At 60.5% G+C, this 15,570-nt stretch carries 17 protein-coding genes and 1 pseudogene; 9 read left to right on the top strand and 9 right to left on the bottom strand.

Annotated features, from left to right (window positions below):
• Window positions 1-47: 47 nt before the first annotated feature.
• The gene (clpP, locus tag EFQ99_RS27465) at window positions 48-677 is read right to left on the bottom strand and encodes an ATP-dependent Clp endopeptidase proteolytic subunit ClpP (RefSeq protein ID WP_003573944.1); all 630 of its coding nucleotides are present in this window, start codon (window positions 675-677) and stop codon (window positions 48-50) included.
• Window positions 678-1,077: 400 nt separating this feature from the next.
• Here clpP and EFQ99_RS27460 point away from each other — a divergent pair, with 400 nt between their 5' ends.
• Together EFQ99_RS27460 and EFQ99_RS27455 are read left to right on the top strand one after the other, a co-directional pair.
• Complete coding sequence (locus EFQ99_RS27460; protein WP_126924349.1) at window positions 1,078-2,331, top strand: GGDEF domain-containing protein; 1,254 nt, start codon at window positions 1,078-1,080, stop codon at window positions 2,329-2,331.
• 142 nt (window positions 2,332-2,473) lie between these two features.
• A complete protein-coding gene (locus EFQ99_RS27455) occupies window positions 2,474-3,718 on the top strand; it encodes a cytochrome P450 (protein ID WP_126924440.1) in 1,245 nt (414 codons plus the stop codon).
• A gap of 85 nt (window positions 3,719-3,803) precedes the next feature.
• Here EFQ99_RS27455 and EFQ99_RS36330 read toward each other — a convergent pair.
• The 5 genes and pseudogenes from EFQ99_RS36330 to EFQ99_RS27430 form a co-directional block, all read right to left on the bottom strand.
• Window positions 3,804-3,922, bottom strand: a pseudogene (locus EFQ99_RS36330) (phosphate ABC transporter ATP-binding protein); the annotation flags it as partial.
• Between the two features lie 34 nt (window positions 3,923-3,956).
• Window positions 3,957-6,086 carry a bifunctional diguanylate cyclase/phosphodiesterase gene (locus EFQ99_RS27445; protein WP_126924348.1) on the bottom strand — a complete coding sequence of 710 codons (2,130 nt, stop codon included), beginning with the start codon at window positions 6,084-6,086 and terminating at the stop codon, window positions 3,957-3,959.
• Window positions 6,087-6,302: 216 nt separating this feature from the next.
• A complete protein-coding gene (locus EFQ99_RS27440) occupies window positions 6,303-6,647 on the bottom strand; it encodes a cupin domain-containing protein (RefSeq protein WP_126924347.1) in 345 nt (114 codons plus the stop codon).
• A gap of 23 nt (window positions 6,648-6,670) precedes the next feature.
• Entirely contained in the window at window positions 6,671-7,954 is a 1,284-nt protein-coding gene (locus EFQ99_RS27435; protein ID WP_126924346.1) for an O-acetylhomoserine aminocarboxypropyltransferase, read from the bottom strand.
• Window positions 7,955-8,071: 117 nt separating this feature from the next.
• A complete protein-coding gene (locus tag EFQ99_RS27430) occupies window positions 8,072-8,500 on the bottom strand; it encodes a CoA-binding protein (protein WP_126924345.1) in 429 nt (142 codons plus the stop codon).
• A gap of 117 nt (window positions 8,501-8,617) precedes the next feature.
• Between EFQ99_RS27430 and EFQ99_RS27425 the strand changes: the two genes are divergently transcribed.
• Window positions 8,618-8,941 (top strand): hypothetical protein, encoded by a 324-nt coding sequence (locus EFQ99_RS27425; protein ID WP_126924344.1) that lies wholly within the window; start codon window positions 8,618-8,620, stop codon window positions 8,939-8,941.
• 476 nt (window positions 8,942-9,417) lie between these two features.
• Window positions 9,418-10,254 carry an EamA family transporter gene (locus EFQ99_RS27420; RefSeq protein ID WP_126924343.1) on the top strand — a complete coding sequence of 279 codons (837 nt, stop codon included), beginning with the start codon at window positions 9,418-9,420 and terminating at the stop codon, window positions 10,252-10,254.
• Here EFQ99_RS27420 and EFQ99_RS27415 read toward each other — a convergent pair whose 3' ends face one another.
• Complete coding sequence (locus EFQ99_RS27415; protein WP_126924342.1) at window positions 10,255-11,085, bottom strand: enoyl-CoA hydratase; 831 nt, start codon at window positions 11,083-11,085, stop codon at window positions 10,255-10,257. It lies immediately after the preceding gene.
• A 95-nt stretch (window positions 11,086-11,180) separates the two neighbouring features.
• Window positions 11,181-11,411 (bottom strand): DUF1127 domain-containing protein, encoded by a 231-nt coding sequence (locus tag EFQ99_RS27410; protein WP_126924341.1) that lies wholly within the window; start codon window positions 11,409-11,411, stop codon window positions 11,181-11,183.
• 73 nt (window positions 11,412-11,484) lie between these two features.
• Here EFQ99_RS27410 and EFQ99_RS27405 point away from each other — a divergent pair, with 73 nt between their 5' ends.
• The 3 genes from EFQ99_RS27405 (at window position 11,485) to rpsI (ending at window position 13,632) form a co-directional block, all read left to right on the top strand.
• Complete coding sequence (locus EFQ99_RS27405; RefSeq protein ID WP_208722821.1) at window positions 11,485-12,384, top strand: LysR family transcriptional regulator; 900 nt, start codon at window positions 11,485-11,487, stop codon at window positions 12,382-12,384.
• Window positions 12,385-12,697: 313 nt separating this feature from the next.
• A complete protein-coding gene (gene rplM, locus EFQ99_RS27400) occupies window positions 12,698-13,162 on the top strand; it encodes a 50S ribosomal protein L13 (protein WP_012483399.1) in 465 nt (154 codons plus the stop codon).
• 2 nt (window positions 13,163-13,164) lie between these two features.
• Window positions 13,165-13,632 (top strand): 30S ribosomal protein S9, encoded by a 468-nt coding sequence (gene rpsI / locus EFQ99_RS27395; RefSeq protein WP_049734030.1) that lies wholly within the window; start codon window positions 13,165-13,167, stop codon window positions 13,630-13,632.
• Window positions 13,633-13,686: 54 nt separating this feature from the next.
• Here rpsI and EFQ99_RS27390 read toward each other — a convergent pair whose 3' ends face one another.
• Window positions 13,687-14,064: a VOC family protein gene (locus EFQ99_RS27390; RefSeq protein WP_126924340.1), complete on the bottom strand. Its 378-nt coding sequence runs from the start codon at window positions 14,062-14,064 to the stop codon at window positions 13,687-13,689.
• A gap of 145 nt (window positions 14,065-14,209) precedes the next feature.
• Here EFQ99_RS27390 and EFQ99_RS27385 point away from each other — a divergent pair, with 145 nt between their 5' ends.
• Together EFQ99_RS27385 and speB are read left to right on the top strand one after the other, a co-directional pair.
• Window positions 14,210-14,578, top strand: a complete 369-nt coding sequence (locus EFQ99_RS27385) for an antibiotic biosynthesis monooxygenase family protein (RefSeq protein WP_126924339.1) — start codon at window positions 14,210-14,212, stop codon at window positions 14,576-14,578.
• A complete protein-coding gene (speB, locus tag EFQ99_RS27380; RefSeq protein WP_126924338.1) occupies window positions 14,568-15,530 on the top strand; it encodes an agmatinase in 963 nt (320 codons plus the stop codon). The genes EFQ99_RS27385 and speB overlap by 11 nt, the downstream gene beginning before the upstream one ends.
• Window positions 15,531-15,570 lie beyond the last annotated feature (40 nt).

The raw sequence follows: 15,570 nt of genomic DNA, 5'->3' as shown, positions 1-15,570 counted from the left end.
CAAATGAGATAGAACTGTGGCGAGGAAAACACCATCCCTATTAATTACTAGGCCTGCTCGCCTTCCATTTCGAGGCGCGAGGTCAGAACCTTGTCGATCACGCCCCAGCCCTGGGCTTCGTCGGCATCCATGAAGTGGTCACGATCGAGCGTCTTTTCAACTTCCTCATAGGTGCGGCCGGTGTGCTTGACATAGACCTCGTTCAGGCGGCGCTTCATCTTGAGGATGTCGCGGGCATGGCGCTCGATGTCCGAAGCCTGGCCCTGGAAGCCGCCCGAAGGCTGGTGCACCATGATGCGGGAATTCGGGGTGGCGAAGCGCATGTCCTTGTGGCCGGCCGCAAGCAGCAGCGAGCCCATGGATGCGGCCTGGCCGATGCAGAGCGTCGAAACCGCGGGCTTGATGAACTGCATCGTGTCGTAGATCGCCATGCCTGCGGTGACGACGCCGCCCGGCGAATTGATGTAGAGCGCGATTTCCTTCTTCGGGTTTTCGGCCTCGAGGAAGAGAAGCTGGGCGCAGACGAGGGTCGCCATATGATCCTCGACGGCACCCGTCAGGAAGATGATGCGCTCCTTCAACAGGCGGGAATAGATGTCATAGGAGCGTTCACCGCGATTGGTCTGTTCCACGACCATCGGCACGAGGGCCATTGCGGTATCGACTGGGTTTCTCATGTGCGTCCTTTGTCAACGTCTCGCCGGCCGGCGCCGGGAATCAAAGAAAATGTCTTATCCCTACATAGAGTGTCCCTGCCCTTCTCTTCAAGACACGCGTGAGGATAACGTTAAGAAGGCGGGCAAGACGGCTCTGCTTTCGGCTCCTGGTAGCCTCTTTCCCCAAAACGCCCGTTGATCGCGAGCCCCCGGCAACGTCACCCCCGGCTTTTCTCCACAACAGGATGAAGAAAGGCTTACTGCATTCGACAGTGCTCACACACGTTTACCCGACGGAAAGCCTACCGGCAGATATCGGCGCAAAACCATGCCGCAGTGCAGCGGCATTAACAAAGTGGCGAGCTTCCTCGGCAAGGATGCAGCCAACTGAAAAGGGCCGACAGACGAGGGGTTTGCTGCGGTGTTCAATATTGCTACGGGTCTCGCCATCTGGTGTTCGGAGGCCATGACGCTCGCCTTGGTGCTCTTCGTCGCCTGGCGTCACAACGTCAGGAACGAGGCCTATCTCTATTGGGGCTTCGGCTTCCTTCTGACCGGCATCGGCTTTGCGATGATCGCGCTGCGCGGCCAAATCCCGAGCGTGCTTTCCATCGAGACCGGCAATGCCATCGCCCTGCTCGGGCAGAGCGCCTGGGTGGCTGGTTTCCTTGCGCTTGAGCGCAAGAGGATCGAATGGTGGGCACTGCTGCCGCCGGTCATCTGGCTCGCCGGAATTTTCCTGCCCTGGGTCAACGACGATTATTCGAACCGCGTCGTGCTCTACAATCTCGCTTCCTCGACAGGCGCCACAGCGCTTGCCATGGCGGTCGCTGCCGGCGACATGCGCCGCGAGCGCACCCGCGTCAAGCTGATGGGCGTCTTCGTCATTCAGGGCTGCCTGTGTTTCGGCTCGGCGCTGACGATGGCTCTGACACTGCCGAGCGAGATCGACGCAACCAATCTCGCCGGCGGCTCCGCCATGGCAAGCGCCTTCCTGCTCACCATCGCCTTTGCGTTCACCTGCCGGCTGATCATGGAGCGTTCCGAACGCCACCTGCGCGCGCTGACCTTGACCGATGCGCTGACCGGCGTGCTCAACCGCCGTGGCCTGCTCGGCTATTTCGCCGCCATTCAGGAAAGAGCCCACATCGAACAGCGACAGGTCGCGGTCATGCTCTTCGACCTCGACCATTTCAAGCGCGTCAACGACCGTTTCGGCCACCAGTCCGGCGATGCCGTGCTGACAGCATTTGCCCGCATGGCCCGCCAGTACATTCCGAACAACATCTTCGGCCGCATGGGCGGCGAGGAATTTGCGGCCTTTGCTGCCGTTGCCGACCAGACCGAAGCCGAGGCGCTCGCCGAAGCGATCCGCACCGAATTCTGCCGTCTTCCCGTCAGCACGGGCGAGGCGATCGTTCCTGTCACGGTCAGCATCGGCATCGCGCTCGCCTCCTCGGTCGAAGCCAATATCGACAAGCTGATCTCGGCCGCCGACCGGGCGCTCTATGCGGCAAAGGGTGCCGGCCGCAACTGCACTGTCACCTTCGGCGAAGCGGAGGCAGCAGCCCCGGCGCCAGCGACGCCTGATAGTACCGCCGGCGAACTCGTGCCGACGGTCGACGACCAGGTCGAGGCGCTGCGGCGCATGGGCCAGCTCTCTCGAGCGGGCTAACGCACACTCGGGAAAACTGGAATCGTTTCTCAGGCTTAGACGCAAATTTTAAAGTGATGGAGCGCTCGCCCAAAGCGTCATGTTCTACCGCTCCCTCACCGGCGTCTTTTCGAAGCCCGGCAAATCCGCTAAGCCTCGGGGCATGATGATACCGCCCTTCCTCAAGATCGATCCAGCAACCCGCCATGTGTCGCTCGACGGCAGCGACCTGGCCTTCTACGGCAACCCGAACGCGGTCTATGCCGCGCTCCATGCCCATTGTCCCACCTTCTATTGGGAGCAGCAGAAGCAGTGGTTCGTCACCAACTATGATCAGGTGAACGGGCTGCTGCGCGACCGCCGCTTCGGCCGGCAGATCCTGCATATTGCCAGCCGCGGGGAACTCGGCCTTCCCGAGCCCGAGCCGCATATCGCCGCCTTCGATCTCGCCGAGCGCTATTCGCTGCTGGAGCTGGAGCCGCCGGAACACACGCGGTTGCGCACCCTCGTCAACCGCGCTTTCGTCTCCCGTCATGTCGAGAAGATGAAGCCGGAGTTGGAAGAACTCGCCAACAAACTGATCGACGGCTTTGCCGACAAGCGCGAAGTCGAGCTGCTCTCAGCCTTTGCCGATATCATCCCGGTGACGATGATCGCCCGCATGATCGGCATTCCCGAAGACATGGGGCCACAGCTCCTGAAATGGTCACATGCCTATGTGCGCATGTATATGTTCGGGCGCACCCGCGCAGACGAAGATGCGGCCGAGCAGGCGGCACGGGAATTTTCCGATTACGTGAAGACCGTCATTGCCGAGCGCCGGGCCGAGCCGCGCGACGACCTGCTGACGCATATGATCCATACCGAGCACAAGGGCCAGTACCTGACGGAAGACGAGCTCGTTTCGACGACCATCGTGCTGCTCAATGCCGGCCATGAAGCGACAGTCCACCAGATCGGCAATTCGGTGCGCATCATTCTGGATAGCGGCTACGATCCGGCTGAGCTTTTCGGCGACGAAACCGCCACCGAGCGTACCGTTGAGGAATCGCTGCGCATCTGCGCGCCTGTCCACATCTTCCAGCGCTGGGCGTTGGAACCTGCCGAGATCGACGGCGTAGAGTTCAGGCGCGGCGACAAGGTGAGCATGATCCTGGCCGCCGCCAATCTTGATCCGGCAAAATTCAGCGATCCCCTCACCTTCAAGCCCGAACGCAACGAAGCGCCCAACCTCTCCTTCGGCGCCGGCATCCATTTCTGCATCGGCGCACCGCTGGCACGGCTGGAGCTCAACGTCGTGCTGCCGATCCTGTTCAAGCGCCTACCGGGGCTCAAGATTGCGAAGACGCCCGTCGTCAAGGACGTCTATCATTTCCACGGCCTCGATCGCCTGGATCTCGTCTGGTAGGCCGCGACATCAGCACCTGTAAACGAAAACGGCCGGGGCGCTCACAGCGCCCCGGCCGTTTCTTTTTCACGGAGGGAATGTCCTATCAGCCATAACGGCCGGTAATGTAATCTTCCGTGCGTTTGACCTTCGGCGACTGGAAGATCTCCGTGGTCGGGCCGATGCGATGAACTCGCCCAAATACATCAAGGCGGTTGTCGGAGATGCGAGCCGGCGACGGCGAGGCCCCCCATGGGCATTAGGCAGCGGCCTCTTCCTGCAGCCTGCTGGATATGTCGCGGGCCGACATGGGCTTGCCGATCAGGTACCCTTGAAGCTGATCGCACCCGGCATCCCGCAGGATCGCAGCCTGGCGGCTATTCTCGATCCCTTCGGCGGTGACCGGAATCTGCAGGGCAGTCGCGAGAGAGATGGTTGCCCGAAGAACATCCGCGCCATTCGTCGCCTCGTCGAGAGCGGACACCAGCGAGCGGTCGATCTTCATGCGATCAAAGCCAAACTGCCGCAACGCGCCGATGCTGGCGTAACCGCAGCCGAAGTCATCGAGCGCGAACTTGATGCCGACGCGCTTGAGCTGGTCTATCGAGCGCCGGGCCTGATCCGGATTCGTGATCAGAACGCCTTCGGTGATCTCCAATGTGAGGCGATGCGGATCGAAATCGAGTTCCTGCAGGAGCGAGATCACTTCGGCGGCAAATTCCGGATTGCAGAGCTGGATGGGCGAGACGTTCACCGACAACGCCAGATCGGGCCAGTTCCTGGCATGCTCGATCGATGTTTTCAGCATGTGAGCGCCGAGCGCATCGATGAGGCCGCATCTTTCGGCAAGAGGGATGAAAATCTCCGGGCTGATATTTCCGGTTGAACTCCGCCAACGCGCCAGTGCCTCAAGGCCGGTAACAGCGCCGGTCGAGGCGGAGACGAGAGGTTGGAAGACGGCTTCGATGGCGCCATCATTGATGGCGCCCTTCAACTGGCCTTCCAGTTCGGCGACCCGTTGGCGCTCCCGGTCCAGCTCGAAATCGTATTCGACCGCCTGACCTCGGCCATTTGCCTTGGCACGATAGAGAGCCATATCCGCCCTGCGAAGAAGTTCCAGCGGCGAAACGTCTGTGGTGCGGACGGTAGTGCCGATGCTTGCTCCAACCTCGATCGTCCGTCCGTCGATTTTGAAGGGTTCGGCAAATAGCGCCAGAATGGTTCTTTCCATCTCCTCGCCCGAGGCGGACCCGACCTGCACCAGCGCGAACTCGTCGCCCCCGAGCCGGGCTGCGGCAACGACTTCCGGATGGCACGATATCAGCGCGGTCGAGACCATCCGGATCAAATCGTCCCCCACCGCATGCCCCCAGGCATCGTTGACGGCCTTGAAGCCATCGAGATCGACCAGATGGAGCCGGGGCGGCGAAGAATCCGAGCCCTCCGGCTCTTCCAGCAGGCTGAGAAGCCCATGCCTGTTCAACAGTCCGCTCAGGCTATCGTGGTTTGCCTCGAAACGCGCCGTTTGAGCCAGTTGGCGCAGGCGCCGCGCCTCGGATGCACCTACCAGCAGAACGCCGGCCAGGAACAGCACGAGGATGATGCTAGCGGCTGCAACATAGGGATAGACCTGATGAAAGACGGCGCTTCCCGGCGCTTTGCTGGGCCAGACAAGATGGCCGATAACCTGACCCCGCATATCCGTGATTGGCGTGTCCAGCAGACCCGGCTCGGGCGTGGCAGCAAGGCGCAACCCTTCAAGTTCGTGTTCGTTGGAAAGCGTGTCGAGAACTTCCGACGTGAATTCCTTGTAAAAGGTCAGCACGCTGAGCTTCGGCAGTTCGCCTTCTATCGTGAAGGGCTGGATTGCCTGTGACGCGATCAGCGCGAGACCGTTTTCGGTCCTGATGAAATTGATGATCGGCGCCTGCCCCGGATCGGCGGCTGCATCGATCTGCCGATAAAAGGCTTCACCGAAAAACGCGCCCGGCTGGAAAGGCTTGCCTTTTACATAAGCGGAAATGATCGAGGACCCGTTGGGGCCGATTACGATCGCGCCGTCGTATAGCGGGTAGTCCTCGGTGGTTTTCCCCCAATTTTCATAGGCCCAATCGGCTGCTGTCGCAGATGAGGTCGCGCTATAGGCATCGTCCCACACGGCGTTATCCCGCGTCGTCGCGCTCAGGCGACTGACAAAGGCTGCGATTGCCGCACGGGCGGCGCGATTGGCCCTGGCATCATCGATCTCGTTTGCCGACCGAGTCATCGTGACCACAACATGGCTCATGAGCCCGGTCAGTACGAGGGCGACGACAAGGAAGCAGACGGTTGTCGCGATAATGGAAAACGTCTGGGCTCGAACGTGCCTACCTGCAAGTTTCGACGACATGCAAATTCCGAAAAGATCGATTGCAAGGTCATGTCTGTGGGGACGGCAGGAGACATCATGTCCGCAATGCGCTGCGGATAACGTTTAGCATTTGACGATGTAGGTAGCATTAATGCGAAAGATCAAAAGCCTTGTATCCGGCAAAGAGACATCGCAATTTGCGGAGGAAAGACCCAATGTCGCCGCAAACCGGGACAGACGGTTTGCGGCCGCCGCTCAGACCTTGATCACATAGTCCTTGCGAGTCGTTTCAACGACTTCCCACGTTCCCTTGAAGCCCGGCCTGAGGATCATCCGATCGCCCGTCTTCAAATGAACCGGCTCGCCGCCGTCTTCCGTCACGATCGAATGACCGGAGAGCAGGCTGAAATATTCCCACTCCTCGTAAACGATCCGCCACTTGCCCGGCGTCGCCTCCCAGATGCCGGAATAGACGCCGCCTGCGGCCTCCTCCAGATTCCAGGTGCGGAATTGCGGATCACCTGAGATGATCCGGCCGGGCTCCGGGGCGCCGAACTCGGGTTCGACGCCATCAATGCCGAAGGTGATGAAATTTGCCATGGTCACCATTGATCCCACTGATCTCAGATTTTCGAGAGCGCCTGCTCCAGATCGGCGATGATGTCCTTGACGTCCTCGATGCCGACGGAAAGGCGCACAACATCGGGGCCGGCGCCGGCCGCGATCCTTTGTTCGTCGTTGAGCTGCCGGTGCGTCGTCGAGGCGGGATGGATGACAAGCGACCGCGTGTCGCCGATATTGGCGAGATGGGAGAAGAGCTCCAGCCCCTCGACCAGCGTCTTGCCGGCCTCATAACCGCCCTGGACGCCGAAGGTGAAGACGGAGCCTGCGCCCTTCGGCGAGTAGCGCTGCTGCAGGGCGTGGTTCGGATCGTCGTCGAGACCGGCATAATTCACCCAGGCGATCTTGCTATGTGCCTTCAGCCATCTGGCGACGGCGATCGCATTGTCGCTGTGGCGCTGCATCCTGAGCGGCAGCGTCTCGATGCCGGTCAGGATCAGGAAAGCGTTGAAGGGCGAGATCGCCGGCCCGAGGTCGCGCAAGCCGAGTACGCGGGCAGCAATCGCAAAGGCGAAATTGCCGAACGTCGCGTGCAGGACCATGCCGTTATATTCCGGTCGCGGGCTCGACAGCATCGGGTAATTGCCCGACTTCGACCAGTCGAAGGTGCCGCCGTCGACGATGAGGCCGCCCATGGAATTGCCGTGGCCGCCGAGAAACTTCGTCAGCGAATGCACGACGATGTCGGCGCCGTGTTCGATCGGGCGGATGAGATAGGGCGTCGCCATCGTATTGTCGACGATCAGCGGCAGGCCGTTGCGATGCGCAACCTCGGCGATCGCGGCAATATCGACGAAGGTGCCGCCGGGATTGGCCAGGCTCTCGATGAAGATGCCCCGCGTCTTATCGTCGATCTGGCTTTCGAAGCTTGCGGGATCGTCGGAATCGGCCCAGCGCACCTGCCAGCCGAAATTGTCGAAGGCGTGGCCGAACTGGTTGATCGAGCCGCCGTAGAGCCTGCGGGCGGCGATGAAATTTTCGCCGGGACGCATGATATTATGGAAGACGAGCACTTGCGCCGCATGGCCGGAGGCGACGGCAAGGGCGGCCGTGCCGCCCTCGAGCGCTGCCACGCGCTCTTCGAGCACCGCCTGCGTCGGGTTCATGATGCGGGTGTAGATATTGCCGAAGGCCTGCAAGCCAAAAAGGGCAGCGGCATGATCGGAATCGTTGAAGACGAAAGCGGTCGTCTGGTAGATAGGCGTTACCCGGGCGCCAGTCGCCGGGTCGGGCTGTGCGCCCGCGTGGATCGCCAACGTGTTGAATCCCGGATCGTTCTTGGCCATGTCGTCCTCCAGTTATTGCTGACGGGCGGGATCATAGCCGCTCCAAGGCCAAAGTTAACGGCGATCCGTTTCAACCCATGGGCGTTCCGTGAAAAATCCGTCTCAGCCGATCGCATCTCAGGCAATGAGACGGGGATACTCTATCGCAGGACAGCGGTCCATTATCACCTTGATGCCGGCCGCCTCCGCCTTTGCCGCAGCCGCATCGTCGCGAACGCCGAGCTGGGCCCAGATGACCTTCGGCAGCGGCTTCAGCGCCATTGCCTCGTCGACGACTCCATCCAGATATTCGGCGGCGCGAAATACGTCGACCATGTCGATCGGCACGGGAATGTCGGCAAGCCGGGTATAGACGGTGCGGCCCTGGATCTGTTTGCCCGCCTGCCCCGGATTGACGGGAATGACCTCATAGCCGCGCGACAGCAGATATCCCATCACGCCGTTGCTCGGCCGCGCCGGATTGGGCGAAGCGCCGGTCAGGGCGATGGTCTTTATCGAACGCAGGATCTCGGCGAGATAGTCATCCGTGTAGGTGTCGTGGTTCATATCCGTTTCTCCACTCCCGAACGCCCTTCGGCGCGGCTCGCATATTTTTGCGTTTCCGTGAAACCGGCTGCACGTCGTTTCCGTATATAGAAATTGGATGCCTATGAGGATGATTCGATGAAAAAAATCGCTCTAGCCCTCACATTTGTGCTCGCCGCCTCGCCGGCGCTGGCGATTTCGCGCTACAATCCGCTCTCGATGAGCTGTGCGAGCATTCGCGCCACCATCCACAATCAGGGCGCCGTCATCTTCCGCTACCAGTCTCCCCGAGGCCTGCCGCTCTACGATCGCTATGTCCGCAACAGCAATTATTGCGACGTGACCGATTATGCGGAATGGACGCATATCCCTTCGAAAGACGATCCCCGCTGCCCAGTTCTGAACTGCCAGACCATCGACAACCTTGACGGGATGCTTTTCGTTCCGCATCATCAGCTTTGATGTTTTTCGGCGGCTTTGACGGACGCGCAAGCTGCACGGTTCTCGCGATTGAGACGTGCTCACGTTCAATCCCGCGCTGCGATTTATTATAGATTATACAATCAGCAGCTTAAATTTCCCCTATGTCAAAGTTATAGAAGAATATCTATATTTCAGCAGCATAGAATAATCGGCTACCGAAGCGCTCCGGATGGTTTCTCCTTTTGTTCGCGATAACGCCGCTTTATGTTCCCGCATCCATTAGAAACATCTCATAGTTGAAAGTGTAACGCAGATTGAACGCATGTCGCGCGCACGTAAAAATTGCTCCAATGGTGGTCATTGTTCATCTATTGGAAGGATGCCAGTTGCCCTTCTGAACGTGGGCGGGACCCCTCCTGTTCATTTTCGTGCAAATCGCAGTTGTCTTTTCAAAAATTTAGGCCGCCTATGGCGAGGCGTTTCCTCTCTTTCATCTCCTTTCCGGATTTGCCCCCTTGCCTGTCGACGTTATCCTGCTCGTTCTCTTCGGCGCATTGCTGCATGCGACATGGAACGCCATCGTCAAAGCCGGTAGCGATAAATCGTTGGATGCAGCACTGATCTCGGCTGGCGGCGCGGTTTCGGCGCTGCCGTTCCTGGCCTTCCTGCCGTTGCCGCAAACCGCCGCCTGGCCCTTCATCGGCGCGTCGGCCATCCTGCAATTCGCCTATTTCCAACTGGTCGCCGCCGCCTACCGGACCGGCGATATCGGCCTCGTCTATCCACTGATGCGCGGCTGCGCACCGGTGCTGATTGCCGCGACGAGCGGGTTTATCCTGCATGAAAATCTCTCCGTCGGCACTCTTGCCGGCATCATGACGATCTCGGTCGGCGTCCTGACGCTCGCTCTGGAGGCGCGGCACGGCAGCGGCCGCGCCGTCATCTTCTCGCTCGCCAATGCCTGCGTCATCGCCAGCTACACCTATGTCGACGGCATCGGCGCGCGCCTTTCGGGCAATGCGGTTTCCTACACATTGTGGATGTCGCTGCTGCCGCCCGTCCTGCTGTTTGCCTGGGCGACATCCCAGCGTGGCACCTTGGCCGTGGCCCGGCATATTCGCCGCAACTGGTGGCGTGGCCTCATCGGCGGCGCGGGCTCGATCGCTTCCTATGGGCTGGCGCTCTGGGCGATGACGAAAGCCCCGGTCGCGACCGTTGCCGCCTTGCGCGAAACCGCGATTCTCTTTGCGCTGGTGATCTCAGTCACCGTATTCAAGGAAAAGGCCAGCATCTGGCGCTACGTCGCCGGCGTCGTTATCGCAATCGGCGGACTGATGTTAAAGCTTGCGTGATCACTCGCCCTTCCATTCCGGCGTGCGCTTGCCGAGAAAGGCGCCGATCCCTTCTTGCGCATCCTGCGTCAGCATATTTTCGACCATCACCCTAGCAGTATAATCATATGCCGCCTCCACCGGCAGTTCGAGCTGCCGGTAGAAGGCTTCCTTGCCGATCTTCAGGGTCAAAGGCGATTTGCTGGCGATGACCCCGGCATATTTGGAGACCACCTGCGCCAGATATTGTTTCGGCACGATACGATTGACGAGACCGAAATCCTTGGCGGTCGAGGCGTCGATCGTTTCGCCGGTCAGCAGCATCTCCATTGCCTGTTTGCGATGGGCGGCACGGCTCACGGCCACCATCGGCGTCGAGCAGAACAAACCGATGTTGACACCCGGCGTGCAGAATGTCGCTGTGTCGGTGCAGATCGCCAGATCGCAGGAGGCCACGAGCTGGCAGCCCGCGGCCGTGGCAAGTCCGTCAACCTCGGCGATGACGGGCTTCGGCAGATGCGCGATTTTCAGCATCAGATCGGCGCAGAGCCGGAAGGTTCTTTCAAAGAAGCCGGTGCCTTGATCTTCATCGGCGCGATGGGCCGTAAGTTCCTTAAGGTCATGGCCGGCCGAAAAGACGTTGCCGGTGGAGGCGATGACGACGACGCGCACCTCCGGATCCGCCTCGGCCGTTTCGAGCGCAACCATCAGCACTTCGAGAAGCGCCATCGACAGCACGTTGGTCGGCGGATTGTTGAGCACGAGCCGCAACACGCCGTCCCGCAGCGACCGGGCCAGCAGTCCGCCCTCCTCCATCCTGTCTGCGTCCGGGAAGGATAAGATCTCGGCCATGATGCTGCTCCCTGCTCTCGATTTCCAGACAGAACTTCTGCCACAAGGCGCCGGCAATTTCGAGCAGGATCCGCTCACAACATAAGCCGCTACGGTCAAGACCAGAACCAAGACTTGGATGCCTCGGTCGTCGCCTGCGCGCGGGTCAGGCCGACATCGCGAAGCTCGTCGTCAGTCAGGTCAAGGAGTGTGCGGCGGCTGTGACGCTTCTCCAGGCGAAGCTCGATAGCAGCGAGCAACCAGAGGGCTAGGCCCATAATCTTACGGAGTTTCGGCGGAGCGATATCGCGGGACGCTTCGGTGATCTCGCCTGTTTCCAAAGCCATCTTTTCTTCCTTTCTTCAACGGATGAAAGATGCGCTGGAAATTCCCACGAAAGAAGCTTATGGAAATTATGATATGCATAAGGGTTTCTTTGGGATGGCGCTCAACCTCGATCAGCTTGCGACTTTCGTCAACGTCGCCGATCTCGGAAGCTTCACAGCTGCCGCCGACAAAGAGGGACTGACGCAGCCGGCCGTCAGCCTGCAGGTGAAGGGGCTTGAGCAGCGGCTTGGTGTCCGGCTGATCGAGCGCGTCGGCCGGCGAGCACAGCCCACCGCGGCAGGCCTCGATCTGCTCGTGCATGCGCGGCGCCTGCTTCAGGAATCAGCGGCGGCGGAAGAGGCGATGACGCCGTACCGAGATGGCGCGAGCGGCCGCGTGCGAATTGGCAGCGGCGGTACGGCGTCGATCCATCTGCTTCCCCGCGCAATCGCCGCCGCCAGGAAAAACATGCCGGGTCTCGAAATCACCGTCCACATCGGCAATGCCGACGACATTCTGCGCGATCTCGAGGCCAACAGCCTCGACATCGCCGTCGTCGCGCTGCCGGCCTCGGGACGGAGTTTCGAGATCGAACCGTTCTATGAGGAGGAATTGCTGGCCGTTGCCCCCGCGGGCAGCCTCATGCCCGAAGGCGGGCCGGATGCCGCCTTCATGCGTGAGAGGACGCTGCTGCTTTATGAAGGTGGCAATACGCGGCGCGCGATCGACGAATGGTTGGCCGCCCCGGATACCAGGACCCGGCCTGCGATGGAGTTCGGCAGCATCGAGGCGATCAAGGAGCTCGTCGCCGTCGGCCTCGGCTGGTCGATCCTGCCGGGGCTGGCGCTGAAGCGCGACCGCGCCAGTCTCGTGGCGACATCGTCGTTGAAGCCCAAGCTTGCGCGCCGGCTCGCCATGGTTCTCCGCCGGGATAAACATATGACACGCGGCCTTCGCGAAATGATGAAATGCCTGCGCGAGTTCAAAAGCTAGGCTGCGGCTGCGCATTGTTACCGGCCGGAAACGCGGCAAACGCGATGCGAAAACAGCCAAACGCCACCGGCCGCACCTCATAAATGTGAGGTATCACAATACCATATGCATAACTATTTGTTTTTACTTTGGTTTTTTTCTGATCGCCGGAAATGGCGATATTGACCGGATGTCACATTCCCTTTATATACCGCGCCAGAACGCAGCCTTTCCGGGCTGCTTTCTTTTTGGCATGCCTCAAGCCTGCCAATCCAAGCAACAAGAAACGCCCTTCAAGCCTCCGGGCTAGGGGTCCTAAAAGAGAGTATTCACTATGGCAACCTTCTCCCAGAAGCCTGCAGAGGTGGAGAAGAAGTGGGTGATCATCGACGCCGAAGGGCTGGTCGTTGGCCGTCTCGCTTCCATCATCGCTATGCGCCTGCGCGGCAAGCACAAGGCAACCTTCACGCCCCACGTTGACGACGGCGACAACGTCATCGTCATCAATGCCGACAAGGTCGTTTTCACCGGCAAGAAGTATTCCGACAAGGTCTACTACTGGCACACCGGTTATGCCGGCGGCATCAAGGAACGCACCGCGCGCCAGATCATCGAAGGCCGCTTCCCGGAGCGCGTCCTCGAAAAGGCCGTCGAACGCATGGTTCCGCGCGGCCCGCTCGGTCGTCGCCAGATGAAGAACCTGCGCGTTTACGCCGGCTCCAACCATCCCCATGAAGCCCAGCAGCCGGTCGCCCTCGACGTTGCCGCGCTCAACAAAAAGAACGTAAGGAGCGCCTGATCATGGCTGACCTCTCCTCCCTGAAGGATCTCGGCACGGCTTCCGAAGCTGCTGCTCCGGCCCACGTCCGCAAGGTCGACTCGCTCGGCCGCTCCTACGCGACCGGCAAGCGCAAGAACGCCGTCGCCCGCGTCTGGGTCAAGCCGGGCTCCGGCAAGATCATCGTCAACGGCAAGGAATTCGCGGAATATTTCGCTCGTCCGGTGCTGCAGATGATCCTGCGCCAGCCGATCGTTGCGGCTGCCCGTGACGGCCAGTTTGACATCATCGCAACCGTTGCCGGCGGCGGCCTGTCCGGCCAGGCCGGTGCGGTTCGCCACGGCCTGTCCAAGGCGCTCACCTACTTCGAACCGGGCCTGCGCTCGGTGCTGAAGAAGGGCGGCTTCCTGACCCGCGACAGCCGCGTTGTTGAACGTAAGAAGTACGGTAAGGCCAAGGCCCGCCGCTCGTTCCAGTTCTCGAAGCGCTAATCGCTTTCGGACATGCTTTCATGGAAAGGCCGGGTTTTCGCCCGGCCTTTTCGTTTATTCGGGCTTGTGGAAGAAAGCCTCAAGCCGATAGCCGTCAGGATCGATGATGAAGGCGGCATAATAGAACTGGCTATAGTCCGGACGAATGCCCGGCGCGCCGTTGTCCTCACCGCCATTGGCAAGGGCTGCGGCATAGATGGCGTTGACGGCTTCGTCGCTCGTAGCGACAAAGCAGAAATGCAGCCCCGAGCCGCGATCGGCCGGCACCGGGCGCTCCACTTCACTCACCCAGAAGGCAGGCTTCTCGGCGCCATATCCAATCGTTCCGTCGAAATTCGACAGCCGCTCATAACCGAGCGGTGCGAGTGCAGCATCATAGAACTGCCGCGATCGATCGAGGCTTTTTACTCCGATCGAAACATGATCGAACATTGCCTGTGGCTCCTTTGTGATTTGCCCGCGCAGCTTCTTGGAAGCGATTTGAGAAGTCAACGCACGACCGAAGCCAAAGCGGCATCCGCTTGCAATCGGCCTGCCGCTCGCCTAGGCCTTCGTCTTGAGACCAAGGAACCCGCTCATGTCGACCGCCCAGCCCTCCCCCTTTGCCAACACGCCCGAACCGCCTTATTACGTCGTGACCTTTTCTTCTGTTCGCACAGAAGGGGACAATGGTTACGGCGCCATGGCGGAACGGATGGCGGAATTGGCGCTGCAGCAGCCTGGCTGTCTCGGGGCCGAAAGCGCGCGGGATGCTGACGGCTTCGGCATCACCAATTCATACTGGGCCGACGAGGAGAGCCTGAAGGCATGGAAACAGGTCGTCAGCCATCTTGCCGCCCAGCGTCTCGGCCGTGAGCGCTGGTACAAGCAATATAAGGTTCGCATTGCGCGGGTAGAACGCGCCTATCAATTTACCGCAGAGGAAGGAGCTTCCCATGGCGAATAAAACCATCGATCATGCCTTTACGGCGACCAGTCTCACCTCCGCCGCCACCGATCCGACCTTTGCCGGCGCGCTGTCCTTCATGCGCCGCCGTTTCACCAAGGATCTTACCGGCGTCGATGTCGCCGTCTGGGGCATTCCCTTCGATGCCGCAACATCGAACAGGCCCGGCACGCGCTTCGGGCCACAGGCGATCCGGCGCGCCTCGGCCATCTTCGACAATGATGCGCAATATCCTTTCAATCGCGATCTCTTCGCCGAGATGGCCGTGATCGACTATGGCGATTGCCTGCTCGACTACGGCAACCATCAGGACACGCCTGCCGCCATCGAACGCCAGGCCAATGTCATCCTCGACAGCGGCGCCTTCCTGCTGACGCTTGGCGGCGACCATTACGTCACCTGGCCGCTGCTGAAAGCCCACGTGGCAAAACATGGGCCGCTGGCGCTCGTCCAATTCGACGCGCATCAGGACACATGGTTCGACGAAGAACGCCGCATCGATCATGGTTCCTTCGTGGCGCGGGCCGCCCGCGAAGGCATTATCGATCCCGACCGCTCGATCCAGATCGGCGTCCGCACCCATGCGCCGGAGGATTGCGGCTTCACTATCCTTTACGGTCACCAGGTCGAGGAGATGAGCGCCGGCGACATCGCTTCTGCGATTATCTCGCATACGCGTGGCGCCCCTGCCTATCTCACCTTCGATATCGACTGCCTCGATCCGGCCTTCGCGCCGGGCACCGGCACGCCGGTTGCCGGCGGACCGTCGAGCGCCAAGATCCTCTCGGTGCTGCAGCGCCTGCACCAGCTCGATATCCGCGGGGCCGATGTCGTCGAGGTGTCACCGCCTTACGACCATGCCGATATCACCGCCATTGCGGGGGCAACGGTGGCGATGTATATGCTGGGGCTTCATGCAGAGCGACGCGCCATCGCGGCGTCACATGAGTGACTTATGCTCTCCCAAACTGAATCCGGAAATCGTCAGAACC

It is taken from the genome of Rhizobium vallis (genome assembly GCF_003985155.1).
GTDB lineage: Bacteria > Pseudomonadota > Alphaproteobacteria > Rhizobiales > Rhizobiaceae > Rhizobium > Rhizobium vallis.
Note: the sequence above shows the minus strand (reverse complement) of the source record. Positions and strands in the feature narration are given on the sequence as shown.